The sequence below is a fragment of the Streptomyces virginiae genome (assembly GCF_041432505.1).
Taxonomy (GTDB): domain Bacteria; phylum Actinomycetota; class Actinomycetes; order Streptomycetales; family Streptomycetaceae; genus Streptomyces; species Streptomyces virginiae_A.
This window is the reverse complement of sequence record NZ_CP107871.1, coordinates 7,943,535-7,961,967: the sequence shown is the minus strand read 5'-3', so window position 1 is coordinate 7,961,967 and position 18,433 is coordinate 7,943,535. Positions and strand designations below refer to the sequence as shown.

Below are 18,433 nucleotides of genomic sequence, written 5' to 3'. Positions count from 1 at the left end.
TTTCATTCCTCCAGCAAAGCCGCGGGGTGGGGGTGGGGGCTATCGGCCTGACAGACGAAAAGAACTCGCCTCACAGCGTGGGCTTTTGGAGCAACAGCCAACGAACCGGTCAGTAGCCGCCGGGTATTTGGTGCGCCCGCCCGATGGAGCCGGACGAGCGTCCCGTGATCGGATCGCCAGGCCGGGGAAACCCGCGCTGGCAACCCGTACGGGAAGGCAACACCGTGACCAGCAGCCTGCACCAGGAGCTCGCCGACCACATCGAGCAGGGAGTCATTCCGCCCTACCAGTACTCGTACCCGCCCCGCTCCACGTACCGTCCGCTCCCGGAGGGCAGGTGGACCGTGCCCGACGTCTGGGCGAGGGATCTGGCCAACCATCAGGTCCCCGAGCTCAACCTCTATCTGCACGTCCCCTTCTGCGACCGCAAATGCGGCTTCTGCAACCTCTACACGATCATCAGCACCGACGAGGACGTCTTCGACGCCTACACCGACGCCCTCTGTACCCAGATCCGCGATCACGCGGAGATCATCCAGGCCCGGCGGTTACGCACCATCTACATCGGCGGCGGCACCCCGGCACTGCTGGGGCCCCGCCACTTCGAGCAGATCTTCACCACCATCGGCGAGGTCTACCCCAACTGGCGCTCCACGGCCGAGGAAGTCGCCGTGGAGGCCACCCCGTCGTCGATCGCCGACGCGCCCGACGAGTTCAAGGCCCTCATCGACATGGGCCTCACCCGCGCCAACGTCGGCATCCAGTCCCTCGTCCCGCGCGAGATCCGCGAGGCGGGCCGCGGCGGCGAGGACGAGAATGTGATCCGCCGCGCCGTCCGCACCGCCCACGAACTCGGCCTGCCGGACCTGTCCACCGACCTGATCATGGGCTTCGCGGGGCAGACGCCCGAGACCTGGCGCCAGAGCGTGGACGAGCTGGCCGCACTCCGGCCCACCACCATCAGCACCTACTTCCTCACGGTGCGGCCGGACGCCTGGTTCTCCAGGACCGGCGCCTACCAGTACATGTGGCAGCCCGAGCTGTACGAGCGCTACGACTACGCCCGCCAGGTGTTCCTCGACCACGGCTACGTCCAGGAGGGCTCCGTCCGCTACAAGAAGCCCGGTCGCGGCGGCTACGTCCAGAAGGTGCTCACCTTCCACGGCGTACCGCTGCTCGGCCTCGGCGTCGGAGCCCGCTCGTACACGAGCGTGCTCGACTACATGTGCGGCAGCGTGAAGCCCTCGGCGGCCGAGGTCGCCGACTACATCGAGCGGGCCAGGAACCACGAGCTGGTGCCCGTCACCGGCTTCGAACTGACCGCCGAGGAGCTCGTCCGCAAGCGGCTGGTCCTGGACACCTTCGACCTCGACCTCGCGGAGCTCGACCGCTTCGGCTACCAGAAGCACGCCGCCGAATTCGAGCCCGTCCTCGACGCGGCCGAGTCCAACGGGCTCATCCACCGCCTCGGTCGACGGGTCCAACTGACCCCCAAGGGCTTCAAGTACCGCGACGTGCTGTCCTGGATGTTCTACTCCGGGTCCGTCAAGGACCTCGACCGCGCGTACTACGAGAACCTCCACGCGGCGAACAAGCGCGCTCGGCGGAACATGGGGGCGACACCGGTACGGATCACCGGCATCGACCTGCGCGAGCGCGAGGGAGTCGCGTGAGCGATCTGTACATCGCGGCGGGTGGCGGCGGCGACGCGCTCGGGACCCTCATCGCCGCCCACGCCCTCGCGGCGGACCCGGCCGACCCGGCGAACCCGGCCGACCCGGCCCGCGCGCCGCTGATCGCCACCTACGCGTGGGAGCGCCCCGAGATCGACCCGGCCGCCGGCGGCCCCCTCGGGGAACGCGACTTCGACGGGCTCGTGCACGAGGGCGGCGGGATCCGGGGCGGCGGTTTCGCGGCCTTCACGCCGGCCACCCGGGCCCGCCCGCCGGCCGGATCCACCCTGCCCGCCCTCGCCGGGGACCTGCCGGCCCGGCTGCTGCTCCTCGACCCCGCCCGGGGGCTCGCCTGCCTGTCACGGCAGATCGGAGCCATGGCCGAAGCCGCGGGCGGCGGCCGGATCCGCGTCGTCGACATCGGCGGCGACATCCTGACCCACGGGGACGAGCCCGACCTGTGCAGCCCGTTCGGGGACGCGCTCACGCTCGCCGCCTGCCACCTCACCGGCATCCCGACCACCGTCCACGTCGCGGGGCTCGGCCTGGACGGCGAGATCGGTGAGCGGCTCCTGCTCGAACGCCTCGGCGGATACCGCCCCCTCGTCCCCGACCGGGAGGCGGCGACCGCGGCCGCCCGCGCACTGGCCTGGCACCCCTCCGAGGCGTCCGCGCTGTGGGCCGCGGCCATCCACGGCTCCCGCGGCACCGTCCGTACCGCCCGCACCGTCATCCACCTCACGGACACCTCCCCGGGCCTCCACCCCCTGCCACTGCCGGAGGCGATCGCCCACAACGTGGTCGCCCGAGCCCTCGTCGCCGAGCGCCCTGCGACCCTGGGGGCCGCCGCCGACGTCTCCCACCGGCTCACCGGCATTCCCGGGCTGGAGAGCGAGCGCGCCCGAACGTCCCAACGGGACCGGCCCACGCGGGAGATCGCCTTCCTCGACCGGGACACGGCCATGAAGTCCCTGCACGAAGCGGCCGACGGAACGGACCACCTCACCCTCCGCCACGCCGCCCGCTCGCTCGGCCTCACCTGGACGGACATCCCCGCCCTCCGAGCGGTCCTCACGACGGACACCCCCCTCCTGCGGCTCACCCCGTAACGGCGACCGCCCCCACGAGGGTGACGTCCGCCGTTCCACGCTGCCGGGACACCGGCGTCCTCAGGGGTGTCGCCGGTGTCCCGGCCCCCGCGGCCGGGTGCCCGCGCCGCGCCGGTACGGCGCGCCCCGGATCGGATGCCGAGCATGAAAAGATCACTACCGTAAGTGCCGCATGCTGTGGGGAGTACAGATGTCCGAAGGACTGGTCCTGAAGGTCGCGCAGCTCGAACAGATCTGGGCCGACGCCGAATCGAAGCTCGACCAGAGGCGCCGCGAAGAGATCGCGGAGTACATCGCGCGGGCGAAGCAAGCTCTGAAGGACGGCAACGCGCCGGCGGGATACGCGGCGGCGGACCGGGCCCTCACGGGGCTGAAGACGGCACGCGTCTGACAGCCCGCCGCCCGGGGAGGCGCGGGTGTCGGACGGCGTGTCACCATGCTGGGCATGGATGCTTCCGACCCGACCGGCACGGCTCACCAGGTGCAGCGGCGGTGGCGTGCGCGGGAAGCACCCGACGGGGACTTCATCGTGTTCGCCGACGGTTCCCTGTCGGTGATGGACCTGCTGCGCCTCTCCCCACCCGATCGGGTCGGCGACGTCCGGGCCGAGCGGTGGCAGTGGGTGGAGGCCCTGCGGGCGACCGAATGGAGTGCCGGCAACTGGGTGGAGGTCGGCTCCGTGCTCGCCTCGCACGCTCACGACGGAAGCCGCGCCTGGGCCGGAGAGTCCGCGGATCACGGGAGCATCGGCTGGGTCGCCCTGACCCAGGACGACGACGAAGGCACGCTGGAATGGATCGCGACCTCCAGCTGGTCCAATCCGTTCTCCGAGGTCACCTTGGACGAGACCACCGTGACCGCGGTGAGCACCGCGGGCCGCGTCTGGTCCTTCCCTCGCCACGCGCCTCAGCACGTCGAGATCACCGCGGATCCCGACCACCCGTGGCGAGGATGACCGACCGATCCTCCCGGACGCGGCCGGTCAGGCGCCGCCGGCGCCGGCCGTCTCCTCCTCCAGCAGGCGGGTCGCCATCGCGCGCATCTCGATCTTGCGGATCTTTCCCGTGACGGTCATGGGGAACTCCTCCACGACGTGGACGTAGCGGGGGATCTTGAAGTGGGCGAGCCGCCCCGCGCAGTACGCGCGGACGGCCTGGGCGGTCAGCGGCTCGGCCCCCTCGCGCATCCGTACCCACGCCATCAGCTCCTCCCCGTACTTCGGGTCGGGCACCCCGATGACCTGGACGTCCAGGACGTCGGGGTGCGCGTGCAGGAACTCCTCGATCTCGCGGGGGTACAGGTTCTCGCCGCCGCGGATCACCATGTCCTTGATGCGGCCGGTGATGCTCAGGTAGCCGTCACCGTCCATGACGGCCAGGTCGCCGGTGTGCATCCAGCCCTCCGGGTCGACGGCCTCGGCGGTCTTCTCGGGCTCGCCCCAGTAGCCGAGCATGACCGAGTAGCCCCGGGTGCACAGTTCGCCCGGGGTGCCGCGCGGGGCGGTCCGGCCGGACCGGGGATCGACCACCTTGACCTCCAGGTGCGGGCCGACGCGGCCCACCGTGGAGACCCGGCGCTCGACCGAGTCGTCCACACGGGTCTGGGTGGACACCGGCGAGGTCTCCGTCATGCCGTAACAGATGGAGACCTCGGTCATCCCCATCCGCTCGATGACCTCGTTCATGACCTCCACCGGGCAGGGCGAGCCCGCCATGATCCCGGTGCGCAGGCTCGACAGGTCGTACCCGTCGAACCCGGGGGCGGCCAGCTCGGCGATGAACATGGTGGGGACCCCGTACAGGGAGGTGCAGGCCTCCGCCTCCACCGTGGCCAGCGTCACCGACGGGTCGAAGGCGGGCGCGGGGATCACCATCGCCGCGCCGTGGCTGGTGCAGGCGAGGTTGCCCATCACCATCCCGAAACAGTGGTAGAAGGGCACCGGGATGCACACCCGGTCACGCTCGTCGTATCCGCACAGCTCGCCCACGAAGAAGCCGTTGTTGAGGATGTTGTGGTGCGAGAGGGTGGCTCCCTTGGGGAAGCCCGTCGTGCCCGAGGTGTACTGGATGTTGATCGGGTCGTCCGGGCTCAGTGCGGCCTGCGCCCGTGCCAGCGCGGCCGGGTCGCCGCCGCGCCCGCGTTCCAGCAGCGCGTCCCACCGCGGCCCGTCGAACAGGACGGTGAACTCCAGCCCCGGGCAGCGCGGCCGGACCTCCTCGATCATCGCCGCGTAGTCGGAGGTCTTGAAGCGCTCCGCCGCGACCAGCAGCCGGATGCCGGACTGCCCGAGCACGTACTCCAGCTCGTGCGAGCGGTACGCCGGGTTCACGGTGACCAGGATCGCCCCGATCTTCGCCGTGGCGTACTGCACGAGCGTCCACTCGGCGCGGTTGGGCGCCCAGATGCCGACCCGGTCGCCCTTGACGATCCCGAGGTCCAGCAGCCCGAGGGCCAGGGCGTCCACCTCGACGGCCAGCTCCGCGTACGTCCACCGCCGGCCGGCGGCGACGTCCACGAGGGCGTCCCGGTCGGGGAAACGTCGTACGGTCCGGTCGAGGTTGTCCCCGATCGTCTCGCGGAGCAGCGGGACCTCGGTACTCCCGGACGCACGACTCGACGCTGTGGACACACGTACCTCCTGGACTCGCCGCGGCGATGACGACCAACGCGCGCCACCCATGATCCCCTCCCGGCGGGCCGCGACACCAGAGGTGCGGGGAGCATCCCTACGGGCCTGCGGAACCGGAGGAACCCGAGGACCGAGCAACCGGAGCGACCGGACGGGGCGAGGTCCTACTGCGGCTTCGGCCCCTTCATCACCTTGCTGAGCTGTTCCAGAGCGCCTTCCCGCATGCCCCGGACGTAGTCCCAGCCGTTGTGGTCGCCGCCCTGGATCTCGTGGATCGACACCTTGATCGGACCCTTGCCGAACTGCTGCTGGAACTTCTCCATCCGGTCACGGCCGCCCTCCTTGGTGCCGTACTGGAAGAGGACGTCCACCTCGGGGCCCTTGGCGCCGATCAGCTTCGGCGCGAGCTTCTCGGGGTTGTTCGCGTCCATCTCCGCCTGGTGGCCCTTCCAGAGCGGGGAGTCGGGGACGATCTCGCCGCCGTTGGCTATGACGGCCCGGAAGCGGTCCGGCTTCTGCAGGAGTTGCTTGAGACCCACGAAGGCGCCGGAGGAGTTGCCCATGAAGGCCCAGCCGTCGCGGGACTTGTAGGTACGGAAGTTGGCGCGGGCGAGGTCGGGTACGTCCTCGCCGATCCAGGTGCCCATCTTGGCCTGGCCGGGGATGTCGGAGCCGTCGTAGTAGTACTTGGCGTCCGGGTTGAGGATCGGCATGACCACGATGAACGGCAGGCTCTTGCCGGCCGCGGCGCCCTCGGCGATGGCCTTGTGGAGGCCCAGCTTCGGCATGGTCGCCCAGTAGTTGTCGGCGTTCCCGTTGCCTCCGGGCAACGCGATCATGACCGGGAAGGCGCTCTTGGCGTACTCCGGGCGGTCGTACTCCTTGGGCGTCCACACCCAGACGCTGCCGTCGAAGCCGGACTTGGCGCCCTTCACCCGGGCCTTGGATATGCGGGTGCCGTCCTCCAGCTTGACGGTCTGCTTGAAGTCGGTGAAGGGACCGGCGGGGAGGGACACGTCAGGGTCCGCGGTCGGCGCGGCGGCCTGCTTCCCGGCGCCGGTCTCCTTGTCCTTACCCGCTCCCGTCGAGGGCTTCGCGTAGCTGACGGACTCGCCGTTCCCGTCGAACCGGTCCGTCGCCCAGAGGATCGCCCCGGCGCCGGCGCCGGCGAGCAGGACCACGGCCACCGCGGAGCCGATCCACATCTTCTTGCGGGATCGGCGGGGCTGCTGCGACTGCGGGTACTCGTGCACGAACTTCGCTCCGAACGGGTGGGGCTGCCCTTGAGCGGGGCAGAACGGGTGCTCCGCCTCTTTGGATGTGTTTCTCGACCCGCGAGGTTGCAAAAACATGCAACAAATGTCGTTTAGGTTTCAAATGAGCCCGCCGGTGGCCGCCGTCGCGCGCCGGCCACCGAGTCCGTCAGGCGGGCCGGATGCCGTCGCAGGCGATGGGCAGGTGGCGGGGACCGCGCAGCACCGCGTTCTGGCGGTACGGGGGCGGGTCCGCCAGCAGTCGGGGGTTCTCCAGCCGGCGGGCCAGTTCGCTCAGGGCCAGCTGGGCCTCCAGGCGGGCCAGCGGGGCGCCGAAGCAGCTGTGGATGCCGCTGCCCAGGCCGAGGTGCTGGATGTCCGTGCGGTCGGGGTCGAAGCGGTCCGGGTTCTCGAACCGCTTGGGGTCACGGTTCCCGGACCCGAGGATCAGCGAAACCGTGGCGCCCTTGGGGATGGTCACCCCGCCCACCTCGATGTCGGCGAGCGCGCTGCGCCGGGGCAGCAGCTGCACGGGCGGCTCGTAGCGCAGCAGTTCCTCGACGATCGGTACGGACAGCTGCGGGTCCTCGCGCAGCCGCCGGAGCACGTCCGGGTGGCGCAGCAGGGTGAGCATGCCGTTGGTGATCAAGTTGACCGTGGTCTCGTGACCCGCGATCAGCAGTAGCGCGGCGGTGCTGATGATCTCCAGGGTGCTCATGGACCCGTCCGGTTCCTCGTCGACGGCCGCCAGTTGGGACAGCATGTCCTCGCCCGGGTTCTTGCGGCGTTCCTCGATCAGCCCGGCCAGGTACATGCCGAGCTCGATCTGCGCGTCGGCCGCGACCTTGGACGTGGTGCCGGGGTCGACGTCCGGATCGGGGTCCAGGCTGGCGGCGAGGGTGTCGGCCCAGACGTGGAAGCGCGGCTCGTCCTCGTGCGGCACACCCAGCAGCCGGCAGATCACCGTCACCGGGAAGGGATAGGAGAACTGCTCGACCAGGTCGATCCGTTCCAGGGAGCCCGCGCCGACGATGCCGTCGATGAGTTCGGAGACGATGCCACCGAGCTCGCCGCGCATGTCGTGGACCCGGTGCGGGGAATGCGGCGGCCCGAAGGGCCGGTTCGTGATGCGGCGCAGCCGGTCGTGGTCCGGCGGGTCGAGCCTGATGAAGACCGGCGGCAGAGTCGAGTCGTCACCCTCGTCCTGCCCCAACGGGTCGCTCGCCGACAGCGTCAGATTGCGCGGATCGGAGCTGATGCGCGGATCGTGCAGCAGGGCCTGGATCTCGTGGTAGGTGCTGACGACGTACGGCCCGTCCTCGTCGTGGAACACCGGCGTCCTGCGCAGCTCCTCGTACAGCGGGTACGGGTCGGCGCGGTTGGCGTAGTCGATGATCTTCCGGAGCATGGCTTGGCTCATGGTGTGCCGCCTCCGTCGTCGTCCTCACGGGTCGTCGGCCGGCTCCGGACCCCGCTTGACCCAGCATGCACGGAGGCCCCGGGGGACGCCTGCCGGGTGGAGAAACGGCAGGTCATGCCCTCGGCGGGCGGATCGGGTGCGCCGTCTGCGGGGTGAGGATCGGTCCGAGGAAGGCGCCGCGGTCCGCACCCTCGACAGTCCGTCGGTCACTGCCGCATCATCATTCTTGCACCATCAGTGCAAATATTTCGACGGGCTCGCGGTGGTCCACGCCCGCCAGGACAGAGGTCCGCCACGCCCCACCGGTCGACGGATGAAAGGCTCACGCATGCGCACGCTCCCGCGCACCCTGGCTGCCCTGGCGGCAGCCGCAGCCGCCCTGTTACCGCCCCTCACCGCCGCATCCCCGGCCACCGCGGCGTCCCTGCCCACCCGACCCGCCCTGTCCATACCGGGAGATCCTCGCGGGGCGGCACTGCCCCCGTTCACCGGTCACGCCGTCACCCCGCGACCGGTCACCGTCCCCGCCGTCCCGCAGCACCCGTTCATGGCCGCCAACGGCGCCGGCAATCTGCACGGCGACGCCTACCAGAGCGACACGTACGAAGGCCCCGGCCCCACCGGCCGCGAGCTCGCCGTACGCAGCAGGCTCCAGGGCGGGCTCTGCGGCTCGGTCACCTTCGACTCCAGGGGTCGGATCGTCACCGTCTGCATGACCCCCGGACTGGCTCCCCGGCTGATGCTCCTCGATCCGGACGACCTCGGGGCGATCGCCTCCCTCACACTGCCCGGGAGGGCCGGCAGCAGCCCGACGGAGGTCTCCGGGGGCGGCTACTTCTACCTCGATCAGCTCGACCGGGCCGTCGTCCCGACGAAGGACGGCACCATCCAGGTCGTGGCGGTCCGGCGCGACGCGCTCGTGACGGAGGCACGGTACGACCTCGCGCCGGCGATCGGCACCAGCGGGATCGTGTCCGTGCTCCCCGACTGGTCGGGGAGGATGTGGTTCGTGACCGGCGGCGGCCTGGTCGGCGTCCTGGACCCGGCGACCGGCGCGATCTCCACCCATGCGCTGCCCGGGGAGACGATCGCCAACAGCATCGCGGTCGACGAGTCCGGCGGCGTCTTCGTCGTCAGCGACCACGCGCTCTACCGCTTCGACGCGGCGGCCGCGGGCCGGCCCGTCGTGACCTGGCGGGCCGCGTACGACAGGGGTTCGCGGCGGAAGCCCGGCCAGCTCAGCCAGGGCAGCGGCACCACGCCCACGCTCATCGGCCCGGCGGACGGCCCGGGCGGAGGGTACGTGGCCATCACCGACAACGCCGACCCGCGGATGCGGGTACTCGTGATGGCGCGCGGCAAGGCGGGCCCCGAGAAGGTGTGCGAACAGCCGGTCTTCGGCCCGGGGAAGGGCGCCGACGAGAACAGTCTCGTCGCCGTGGGCGGCGACCTGATCGTGGAGAACAACTACGGCTACGTCGTCGGGGACCACGCGCTCCTGAAGGGAATGCTCGGAGGGCGTCAGGTCGACACCGAACCCGGCCTGGCCCGGGTCCACGTCGACTACACCACCCGTACCTGTTCCCTCGCCTGGTCCGACCACCGCGAACGGGTTCCGAGCGTCGTCAGCAAGGTCTCCCTCGCGACGGGTCTGCTCTACACCTTCACCCACCCGAGCGCCGACGAACTGCGGTCGGCCCGCCGGAAGGGCGCCACGGCGATGCCCGACGCCTGGTACCTGACGGCGTTGGACGTACGGACGGGTGAGCGGGTGTGGAGCCGACTGGTCGGCTCCGGCCCCCTCTTCAACAACCACTACGCGCCGGTGACCCTGGGCAGGGACGGCTCCGCCTATGTCGGTGTCGTCGGCGGCCTCGTCAGGATCGCGGACTCCTGACCGGACCGGTACGCCGGTACGCCGGTGCGACCGCCGGGCCGCTGCAACTCGACCAGCCGGCCCACGACTTCCCATCGGGCGCGCCCGGCGGGGTTGTCCGCCTCCCCGCCGGGTCCTCGGGTCCGCCCGCGCCGACGCGGCCGCCTTCCCCTTCGTTTGCGACAATGACACCCAGCGAGGTGGGGAGGGACGCCGTGAACGAGCCGGCTCGACGACCGCGGTCCGAGGACCGCGCCACGGACGGCCGGGCCGAGCGCGGCCGGCAGTCCCGGGTGAAGATCGCCGAGGCCGTCCTGTCCCTGCTGGACGAGGGGGAATCCACCTTTCCCGCGGAGCGGGTCGCCGAGCGGGCCGGCGTGTCCCGACGCCTCGTGTTCCACCACTTCACCGACATGTCCGAGCTGGTGGAGACGGCCATCACCCGTCGGCTGGAGCAACTGATCGACCAGATCAGGCCGCTTCCGACCACGGGGCCCCGTATCACTCGGGTGGCGGCCCTGACGGAACAGCGGGCCAGGATCCTGGAGTGGATCACCCCGGCCCAGCTCACCCTGATGCGCCTGGCGACACCGGGTGACCGCGTCACCGAGGTCACCCGAGAGGTGCTGGACCTCGCCCGGGCGCGCCTGGCCGAGGTCTTCGCGGAGGAGCTCGGGCGTCTGCCCGCCGAGCGCGGATCCGAGGTGCTCCACGGACTGGACGCGGTGACGACCTGGGGCGCCTGGTACCACTGGCGCAGCAGCGGCCTGAGCGCCGAAGCGGCCGCCCGCACGATGGAGACGGCGGTCCACGCCCTGCTCGCCACCACGGACCTCTGAGGCCCGGCCCGGCTGGGCTCGGCGCGGGGCGGGGCGACCGGGTGCGACCGGGGGCGCTACGGAAGCGCGGCCCGCTCCCCCGGCCCTGCGGTGCCGTGCGACAGCCGCCCGTGCAGGGCGGGTCCGCCGAGGGTCACCAGGACGAACAGGAAGCCGGCCGTGATCAGCGCCGGCTCGGCGAACCACAGCCCCACGAGCTGATCGACGAGCAGCGCGACGGCCACGAGGAGCACCTTCCCCGCCACCAGGCCGAAGAACAGCCGGCGGTCGACGAGGGCCCGCCCGGAGCGGGCGAGACGGCGGCCGACGAATCGTCCGGCCACGCTGACGCAGAGCACCACCAGGAGGACGCGCAGGGCGTGCTCCCATGCGGGCATGTCGCCGCCGAGGGCCCAGATGCCACCCACGGCCGCGCCCACGGCGGCGTAGACAGCGGTCGTACGCGCGCTCCAGGCCGACGGCGTACGCGGCCCGCTACGGAGCGTACGGCCCGCGGGGCCCGCGGGGCTCGTCCGGGAACATGCTCGGGCGGCGCTGTAGACGGACATGTCTCGCCTTTCGTGACAGACAGCAATCAAGCGCTACGAAGAAGCACAAAACAACTTGCACTTCGAGTGTCATATCTTTTGCCCTGAATCGTCAACCCCCCACCTCGGTGACACGGCCGGATCCTCTCGTCCCACGGTCGGGTGGTACCGCCCGCCCGGGCGGGACGGACTCAGCGGACCCGGTCGCTCTTCGGCCCGATGGCTTCGACCCTGGTCGGAGTTCCGTCCGGGGTGAACGAGTGGTGGAAGGTGAACGCGTGCGGCGCGGTGCCGTGGTCGTGGAGGTGTTCCAGCCGGGAGACCCCGTCCTGCCAGGTGGGTATCGCGCCGTCGGGGACCCACCAGCACACGTAGTTCGGGTGCCGTGACCTCTCGAACCAGTCGTGACGCCTGTTCAGCGCCTCACGGTGCGGACCGGTGTAGACGGCGTCGAAGGCGGGGTCCAGGTCGGTCCAGAGCGAGAGCGTCGCGGCCAGGGCGGTGGTTTCCACCGTGCGGCCCTTGCCGTACCAGGTCGGGACGACGAACTCTCCCCATGCACCCCAGTCCGCCCCGAAGAGCAAACCCCGGTCACCGCCTGCCACTTCAGCACGCCCGAGATATCCGGGATGCTGACCGATCTTCCGGTAGACGGCCCCACCGATGTCGTAGAACTCGTGCGTGCGAGGGGTGGGATCGGCGAGAGGTGTCTGCAGGACGCCGAATGTGTACAGCGCAAGACGGGGCATGGGTCTCTCCCTGGTCGGGGGTGCTCGATGTGGACGCGGTTCGGTGGCTCACGCGTCGGGGCGAGGATGCGGCGGGCATGACCGACCCACCCGTCGGGGGTGGCTCAACCTGGTGGAACTCCGGTGCGCCCGTGGGCGATCGCCGAAGACCAGGTGAAGGTAGCCGCCCCGGCGAGCCCTGTCGAAGTTGCGTTTTCCCTGCCCACGTGGCCTCTCGCACCGGTCATCGCGGGCGCCGGGGCCGACCTGTCACGGGCCGATGCCGCGCGTGTTGCTCGGTGGAACAAATGGCGATGCGCACCGGCGGGAAGTCGGTCAGACTCGCGGGCATGACTGCGAAGATCACTCGTATCAACCCCGAGCAGCTGCACGAGACGCCCGGCTATCACCACATCACCGTGGTGGAGACCGGCCGTACGGCCTACCTGGCGGGGCAGTGCCCTCTCGATCGCAGCGGTTCCCTCGTCGGTTCCGGATCGCTCGAGGCACAGGTCGACCAGGTCGTCGCGAACGCACTCATCGCCTTGGCCGCGGTCGATGCCGAGCCGAACCATGTGGTGCGCTCGGTGATCTACGTGCGGAGCGACGACAGAGACGTGCTGGGCGTCGCTTGGCGCCGGCTCACCGACTCAGCTCTCGGGCCGGCGTTCACCACCGCCAGCACACTGTTGGGTGTGTCGCAGCTCGGCTTCACGGGGCAGCTCATCGAAGTGGACCTCACCGTGGCACTGCCCGGCTGAGCCTCTTCGTCTTCAGCCCTGCCAGGGCACCCCGGCACGCAGGAAGGCGACTCATCGCCCCGCAACGGCTGAAAGGTCGAAGGACGGGCTGAGGGAGGCGGGGAAGAAGCTCCAGCCAGGCTCGCGTCTCCTGGAAAACGAGGTCGTCACCCTCCAGGAGTGCGCGAAACTGCTCCGCAATTGACAGTTGGGGCCCGGCAGCGGCCGGGTCTGGTGATGATGGGCCCGACATGGCCGAAGCCACTGTGGGGACGCGTTCGTGTCCGCCGCCGTCGAGGTGGGGCGGACGGGGGCTGCGGGCTGCCGTGTTCACGCTGCTCAGCGGCATGTTGGCGGTCGTCGGCCACCATCTGGCGTCGGAGGAACCGGCGCCTTGGCTGCGGGCCACCGTCGGTTCGGTGATGGTCTTCGCACTCTCCTGGCTCGCGGCCCGACCGCGCCGCCCCGGGTGGTACGTGGTCACGGCCACCGGGCTGGCTCAACTGCTGCTGCACCGAGCCCTGTCCGTACCCCGGGCGGCCGGCGCCCAGCACACCGAAGCGCACGCAAGCGTGCTGGAGATCGGACGTACGGCCCACCACAGCACGTGGACGATGACGGCGGTCCACTGCGTGGCCGCATGTGTGATGGCTCTGCTCATGCATCGCGCGGACCAGGTGTGGAGCCGGCTGCCGGAGACGGTGGGCCGATGGGTTCAGGCAGCCGTCGCGGCGACCGTCGCGGCTCTCGGCGTCCGCTGCCGGCCAGGGCCGTGGACGGGCTTGCGGCCGGCCCGCCGCGTTGCGAGCACCGGCTCGGCCGTGCGGCCGATGGTGACCACGATGCTGTGTCACGCGGTGGTACGCCGGGGGCCTCCTGACAGATGTGCAGGAGACGTTCCCCTGATCCTGACGGGCCCTTCGGCTGCAGGTCGAGGCCCGTCACGCGTACCGAGAGGGTTCTCCCACATGAACGGAACACACACGCGTCGCCGGCTCCGCAGGTTGGGTATCGCGGCCGTGGGCGCCGTGGTGGTCGTGGGCGTGGCTGCCGGCCCGGCCGCCGCGCATGCCGAGGTCACCGCCTCCGACCCGCGTGCACTCGCCGAGAACGTGACGCTGTCCTTCACCTCCGAGGCCGAATCGGAGACCGCGGGCATCTCGGAGTTGCGGGTGGTCCTGCCGCAGGGCATCGCTCCGGACGCCGTCACCCTGAAGGACGCTCCGAAGGAGTGGAAGCTGACGGCCACGCCGGACGGTTACGCGATCGGCGGCCCGGCCCTCGCGACCGGCACGGACGCCGAGTACAGCGTCACCGTACGCCAGTTGCCCGACGAGAAGTCCCTGGCCTTCAAGACCCTGGAGACCTACGGCGACGGGAAGATCTCCCGCTGGATCGAGGTGCCCACCGACGGCGAGAAGGTCGACAACCCCGCCCCGTTGCTCAAGCTCCGGGCGGCGGCTCCCGGCGCCAAGCCGATCGCGCCCAGCCCCGCGCCGTCGCCGTCGCCGAGCGCGGTCGTCCCCTCCGCCCAGCCTCCGACCGCAGCCCCGTCGGCCGATCCCGTCGCGGCCGCGGGCGCCGGTGAGGACGCGCAGGCGGCGAGCGGCAAGGCCGCGGGCAGCAGCACCGGGGCCGTCGTCGGCGCGATCGCCGCCGTCCTCCTGTCGGCCGCGGCCGGCTCCTTCTGGTGGGTACGCCGCAACCGCAGCCAGGCCTGACAGGGCCGGTCGGGTCGGCGCGTGGCGTACGTCACGCGCCGACCGGCCGGGCACACAGGGTAACGTTGACGTCACCGTGTGGAATCTTGCGTGGTCGCGTGACCGCCGTCGGGGCGGCAGCTGGGTGGTCGCCCTGGTGGCGGCCCTGATCGCCGTGCTGTTCAGCGTGTGCGAAAGCGGCCGAATCCCTGCCCGCCCTGATCGCCGCGTCCGCGGCCACGGGCCTGGCCGGGGCGTTGTTCCATCCCGCGGTACGGGCCTACCTGGCCGCGGAAGCCGGACCGGAGCGCCGGGTCGAAGCCTTCGCGCTCTTCAACGTCTTCCACCAGACCGGCATCCTGCTCGGCCCCCTCCTCGGTCTGGCCCTGACCTCGGTCTCCTTCCCCACCACCTGCGCGGTCGCCGCGGCCCTCTTCGCCGGCCTCACCCTGCTGCAGCTGCGTCGCCTCCCGGAGAACACCGTGACACCGCGGGCGGACCGGCCCGCCCTGCGCGACCAGGCCGGCGCCGTGCTCCGCAACCGGCCGTTCTGGTTGTTCTCCCTGGCCATGACCGGCTCCTACGTCCTGTCCTTCCAGGTGTACCTGGCCCTGCCGCTGGAGACCGAACACCGCACCGGCGGCGGAGCGTTCACCACCACGGCCACGAGCGCGCTGTTCGTCGTGTCCGGACTCGTCGCCCTCGTCGGCCAACTCCGCATCACCGCCTGGTGCACACGTACCTGGGACACCGGCACGCTGTCTGACCGCCGGCACGGCCCTCATGGGAGCCGCCTTCCTTCCGCCCCTGCTGACAGCCGGTTCCCCGCCGATGGCAGGCGGCTGGTCCGCGGCGCTCGCCGTCACCCCGCTGCTGCTGTGCGCGGGGCTCCTCGCCGTGGCCACCACCGTGCTCTACCCGTTCGAGATGGACACCGTCGTCTCCCTCGCCGGAGGCAGCTGGGTGGCCACCCACTACGGCCTCTACAACACCGTCTGCGGGATCGGCATCACCCTCGGGAACCTCGCCACCGGCGCCCTCCTCGACACCACCCGCGACATGGGCCGTCCCGCCCTGCCCTGGCTGGTCCTCGCCCTGCTCGGCGGCGGCTGCGCCGCGGCGCTCGCCGCGCTCAGCCGTACGGGCCGGCTGACGGCACGGCCGCAGCCGGTCACCTCGGTACCGACGTGATGCGGACGGTCTCGCGCACGGTGACCTGGTCGATGTCGGTGGTGCGGATCGTGACGTTCACGGTCCACTCGCCGGGCATCGGGAGCCGCAGGTCGTAGGCGGCCCAATACCCCTTCTGATTCTTGAGCTTGGCGTCGAGCGGGCCGATGCCGAGCTCTTCCTGGGTGAGCGTGACGCGGAGTTCGGGAACGGAGGCGAGACCGCCGTCCGCGGTGAAGACGACGGCTTCGACCGTGTTCTCGCCGACGCGCCCCGGCGACAGCGTGATCTGCACCGTGCCCTGGTGGTTGGCCGTGCCCATGTCGAAGGGCACGGTGAGCACCTTCACCCCCGAATCGGCCACCGAGGCTGCCGCGGCCTTCTCACCGGCGGCGCGACTGGGCTGGGTACCGGTGAGCACCGTGGTGATCACCAGGACCACGACGCCGAGTACGGCTTCGACGGTCACCATGCGGCGCAGGCCGCGCCGGTACGTGTCGGCGTCGGAGGCGGGCGGCGCCGTCTTCTCGTCCGGCCCGTCCCCGGCAGGCGCGTCGGGTGCGGTGTCGTGGTCCTGCCGGGCCGGAGCGGGGGGCGCACCCACCGTCTGGGCCACCCGCGCCCGCTCGGCGGCACGCACCCGCACCGCCTTCGCCGGCGACGCCTCGTAGACGAGGCGGGCGGTCCAGCGGCGGGAGTACGAGGCCGCCCACAGCACCAGGACCACGACGGCGACCTTCACGACGAGGGTCCGGCCGTACGACGTGCTGGACAGCGCTTCCCACGAGCCGACCTGCCGCCACGACTGGTAGACGCCCGTGCCGACCAGTACGGCCACGGCTCGGAAGGCCATGCGGGAGAAGCGGGCGATCGCCGAAGCCGGAACGCCCTGATCGGCGGGGCCGCGGCGGCGCAGGAGGAGCAGCAGCGTGATCAGGCCGCCCAGCCAGACCCCCATGGCCAGCAGGTGCAGCACGGCCACGGGCATGGCCAGCACCACCTGGATACCGGCGGCGGCGTGTTCCGCGAAGGCCCAGGTGACCGCCAGGGCCACGGCGAGGAGCGCACCGACCTGCCGGTCCCGGGAACCGAGTTCGGGCGGCCGCGCGCCGTCATCGGCACCGTCGAACCGTCGGGCCCACCGCCTGAGCAGCACGGCGATGACCGCCAGCAGCACGAGCCGTGCCATCAGCGCACCACCGGACCTCGTCGTGACGGCCCGGCCCAGCTGACCCAGGTCGAACGCCGAAGTCACCGAGCCGGCCGACTCGTACGGGCCGCGCAGCAGCAACAGGGCCACCGTGGACGCCGTCAGCGCCACCCACCCGACGGTCAGCAGCCTGCGCACGGGACGGGTCGCGCCCGCGGTGGGCCAGCACACGAGGACGAACGTGGCGGCTCCGACGAGGAGGGCGAGGCCGCTGTAGGCGACGTGGCGGAGGACTCCGTACAGGCGGCCGACCGCCGTGTCGTCCGGTGGGTCGGTGGCCACCACCGCGGCGGTCTCGGACGGCCGGCCGATGGAGAAGACGAACGCGCCGGAGATCGGATGGCCGTCCGCGGACACGACCCGCCACGCCACCGTGTAGGTGCCCTGCGGCAGCTTGCCGGACAGCTCCACCCGGGCGGTGTTCTCCTTGCCGTCCGCATGCTGCGCGGGGCGGGGGTTCACGCGCTCGTTGGCCGGCGACAGCACGCGCAGCGAGTCGTCGGAGAAGCTGACGGACTCGGTGAAGGTGAGCGTGACGTGCTGCGGCTCGGTCTTCAGGACGCTGCCGTCCGCGGGATCGGAGCCGCTCAGTCCGGCGTGCGCGGAGGCCGCGCCCGCCCCGCCGAGAAGCAGGGCGAGTACGGCGGCGACCAGGACCAGGACGGTCAACGGCCTCCTCGTGGGAGGCGATCCACTGGGCATGTAGGCACAGTCTCCGAAGGGGCGGACTCTGGGCGGGCCGGTCGGTGTGGGGGGCGGGATGTGGACGATAGTGTTGCCGGCCGCGTGACCGGGCTGTTTGAGCAACTTCGGCTAAAGACGGCGCGGAACGCTCGACTCGGGTCGCTCTCCCTGTAAGGGGCACCCGCCCTCTTCCGCCGTCAGCGGGCGGGCACGCGGGAGAACGGGCTGTCGCCGAGGCGGGCCAGCAGGTCCGCCGGGTCCCGGTACGCGACGGCGGCGCCCGCGTTCTCCAGGTCCGCGCGGGGGATCCCTCCGCACAGCAGGGCGATCGCGGTCACGCCGGCGCCGGCGGCGGCCTTCATGTCCCAGACGGAGTCGCCGACGAACACCGCGCGGTCGGCCGGTGCCCCTGCCAGGTCGAGGGCGTGCCGGACCGGGTCGGGCGCGGGTTTGCCCTGCTCGACGTCGTCGGAGGTCGCGGTGGCGGTGAGCGCGTCGTCCGCGCCGATGGCCTCGCGCAGTGCGCTCAGTTCCTCGTCCTTGGCCGAGGTGACCAGCAGGACCTTCCACCCGGCGTCCGACAACGTGCGCAGGAGGTCGGCGGCCGCGTCGAAGGCGCGGAGCTTCGGAAAGTACGTGGCGTAGAGGGTGTCGTGGGCGGCGCTCAGTCGGTCGTCCTCGGAGTGGTCCCGCTGCTCGCCCAGGAGATGGGAGAGGAGATCCTCGCCGGGCAGGCCGATCGCCCGGTGTACGGCGTGCATGGGCACGTGGTGTCCCGCCTGGCGCAGGGCTTCCCACCAGCAGGTGACGTGGATGTGGTTGGTGTCCACGAGGGTTCCGTCGACGTCGAAGAGCGCGGCGCGAGTCATGGCGGG

General features: G+C 71.4%; 16 protein-coding genes and 1 pseudogene. 10 read left to right on the top strand and 7 right to left on the bottom strand.

What is annotated here, in order from left to right; genetic code table 11:
- The first annotated feature begins 224 nt into the window (after positions 1-224).
- The 4 genes from OG624_RS36780 to OG624_RS36765 all read left to right on the top strand — a co-directional run bounded on the left by OG624_RS36780 (position 225) and on the right by OG624_RS36765 (position 3,737).
- Positions 225-1,673: a coproporphyrinogen-III oxidase family protein gene (locus OG624_RS36780; RefSeq protein ID WP_033216030.1), complete on the top strand. Its 1,449-nt coding sequence runs from the start codon at positions 225-227 to the stop codon at positions 1,671-1,673.
- Complete coding sequence (locus OG624_RS36775) at positions 1,670-2,782, top strand: DUF1152 domain-containing protein (RefSeq protein WP_371640418.1); 1,113 nt, start codon at positions 1,670-1,672, stop codon at positions 2,780-2,782. Before OG624_RS36780 ends, OG624_RS36775 begins: the two co-directional genes overlap by 4 nt.
- A 190-nt stretch (positions 2,783-2,972) precedes the next feature.
- Positions 2,973-3,173 carry a hypothetical protein gene (locus OG624_RS36770; RefSeq protein WP_033216028.1) on the top strand — a complete coding sequence of 67 codons (201 nt, stop codon included), beginning with the start codon at positions 2,973-2,975 and terminating at the stop codon, positions 3,171-3,173.
- Positions 3,174-3,227: 54 nt separating this feature from the next.
- Positions 3,228-3,737: a hypothetical protein gene (locus OG624_RS36765; protein WP_033216961.1), complete on the top strand. Its 510-nt coding sequence runs from the start codon at positions 3,228-3,230 to the stop codon at positions 3,735-3,737.
- Positions 3,738-3,764: 27 nt separating this feature from the next.
- Here the strand turns inward: OG624_RS36765 and OG624_RS36760 are convergent, their stop codons facing one another.
- The 3 genes from OG624_RS36760 to OG624_RS36750 form a co-directional block, all read right to left on the bottom strand.
- Positions 3,765-5,462 (bottom strand): AMP-binding protein, encoded by a 1,698-nt coding sequence (locus OG624_RS36760; protein WP_063733979.1) that lies wholly within the window; start codon positions 5,460-5,462, stop codon positions 3,765-3,767.
- Between the two features lie 113 nt (positions 5,463-5,575).
- Positions 5,576-6,664: an alpha/beta hydrolase gene (locus OG624_RS36755; RefSeq protein WP_033216024.1), complete on the bottom strand. Its 1,089-nt coding sequence runs from the start codon at positions 6,662-6,664 to the stop codon at positions 5,576-5,578.
- 169 nt (positions 6,665-6,833) lie between these two features.
- Positions 6,834-8,084: a cytochrome P450 gene (locus OG624_RS36750; RefSeq protein ID WP_033216022.1), complete on the bottom strand. Its 1,251-nt coding sequence runs from the start codon at positions 8,082-8,084 to the stop codon at positions 6,834-6,836.
- Positions 8,085-8,412: 328 nt separating this feature from the next.
- On the opposite strand from OG624_RS36750, the gene OG624_RS36745 reads away from it, so the two are divergent.
- Both OG624_RS36745 and OG624_RS36740 read left to right on the top strand, forming a co-directional pair.
- A complete protein-coding gene (locus OG624_RS36745; protein WP_051762779.1) occupies positions 8,413-9,981 on the top strand; it encodes a hypothetical protein in 1,569 nt (522 codons plus the stop codon).
- Between the two features lie 194 nt (positions 9,982-10,175).
- The gene (locus tag OG624_RS36740) at positions 10,176-10,799 is read left to right on the top strand and encodes a TetR/AcrR family transcriptional regulator (RefSeq protein ID WP_244290676.1); all 624 of its coding nucleotides are present in this window, start codon (positions 10,176-10,178) and stop codon (positions 10,797-10,799) included.
- A 56-nt stretch (positions 10,800-10,855) separates the two neighbouring features.
- Here OG624_RS36740 and OG624_RS36735 read toward each other — a convergent pair whose 3' ends face one another.
- Entirely contained in the window at positions 10,856-11,347 is a 492-nt protein-coding gene (locus tag OG624_RS36735) for a hypothetical protein (protein ID WP_158711751.1), read from the bottom strand.
- A gap of 170 nt (positions 11,348-11,517) precedes the next feature.
- Positions 11,518-12,075: a DUF3291 domain-containing protein gene (locus OG624_RS36730; protein ID WP_033216018.1), complete on the bottom strand. Its 558-nt coding sequence runs from the start codon at positions 12,073-12,075 to the stop codon at positions 11,518-11,520.
- Between the two features lie 329 nt (positions 12,076-12,404).
- Here OG624_RS36730 and OG624_RS36725 point away from each other — a divergent pair, with 329 nt between their 5' ends.
- From OG624_RS36725 to OG624_RS36710, 4 genes and pseudogenes are all read left to right on the top strand, one after another.
- Entirely contained in the window at positions 12,405-12,815 is a 411-nt protein-coding gene (locus OG624_RS36725) for a RidA family protein (RefSeq protein WP_106971310.1), read from the top strand.
- Between the two features lie 947 nt (positions 12,816-13,762).
- Complete coding sequence (locus tag OG624_RS36720; RefSeq protein ID WP_371640417.1) at positions 13,763-14,515, top strand: DUF1775 domain-containing protein; 753 nt, start codon at positions 13,763-13,765, stop codon at positions 14,513-14,515.
- Between the two features lie 188 nt (positions 14,516-14,703).
- A pseudogene (locus OG624_RS36715) lies at positions 14,704-15,174 on the top strand (MFS transporter); the annotation flags it as partial.
- Between the two features lie 151 nt (positions 15,175-15,325).
- Positions 15,326-15,685, top strand: a complete 360-nt coding sequence (locus OG624_RS36710; RefSeq protein WP_371589373.1) for a hypothetical protein — start codon at positions 15,326-15,328, stop codon at positions 15,683-15,685.
- On the opposite strand, the gene OG624_RS36705 is transcribed toward OG624_RS36710, so the two are convergent.
- Together OG624_RS36705 and OG624_RS36700 are read right to left on the bottom strand one after the other, a co-directional pair.
- Complete coding sequence (locus OG624_RS36705; protein ID WP_371640416.1) at positions 15,666-17,543, bottom strand: copper resistance CopC/CopD family protein; 1,878 nt, start codon at positions 17,541-17,543, stop codon at positions 15,666-15,668. The genes OG624_RS36710 and OG624_RS36705 overlap by 20 nt on opposite strands.
- Positions 17,544-17,755: 212 nt before the next feature.
- Positions 17,756-18,427, bottom strand: coding sequence for an HAD family hydrolase (locus OG624_RS36700; protein WP_371640415.1), 672 nt, complete (start codon positions 18,425-18,427; stop codon positions 17,756-17,758).
- Positions 18,428-18,433 lie beyond the last annotated feature (6 nt).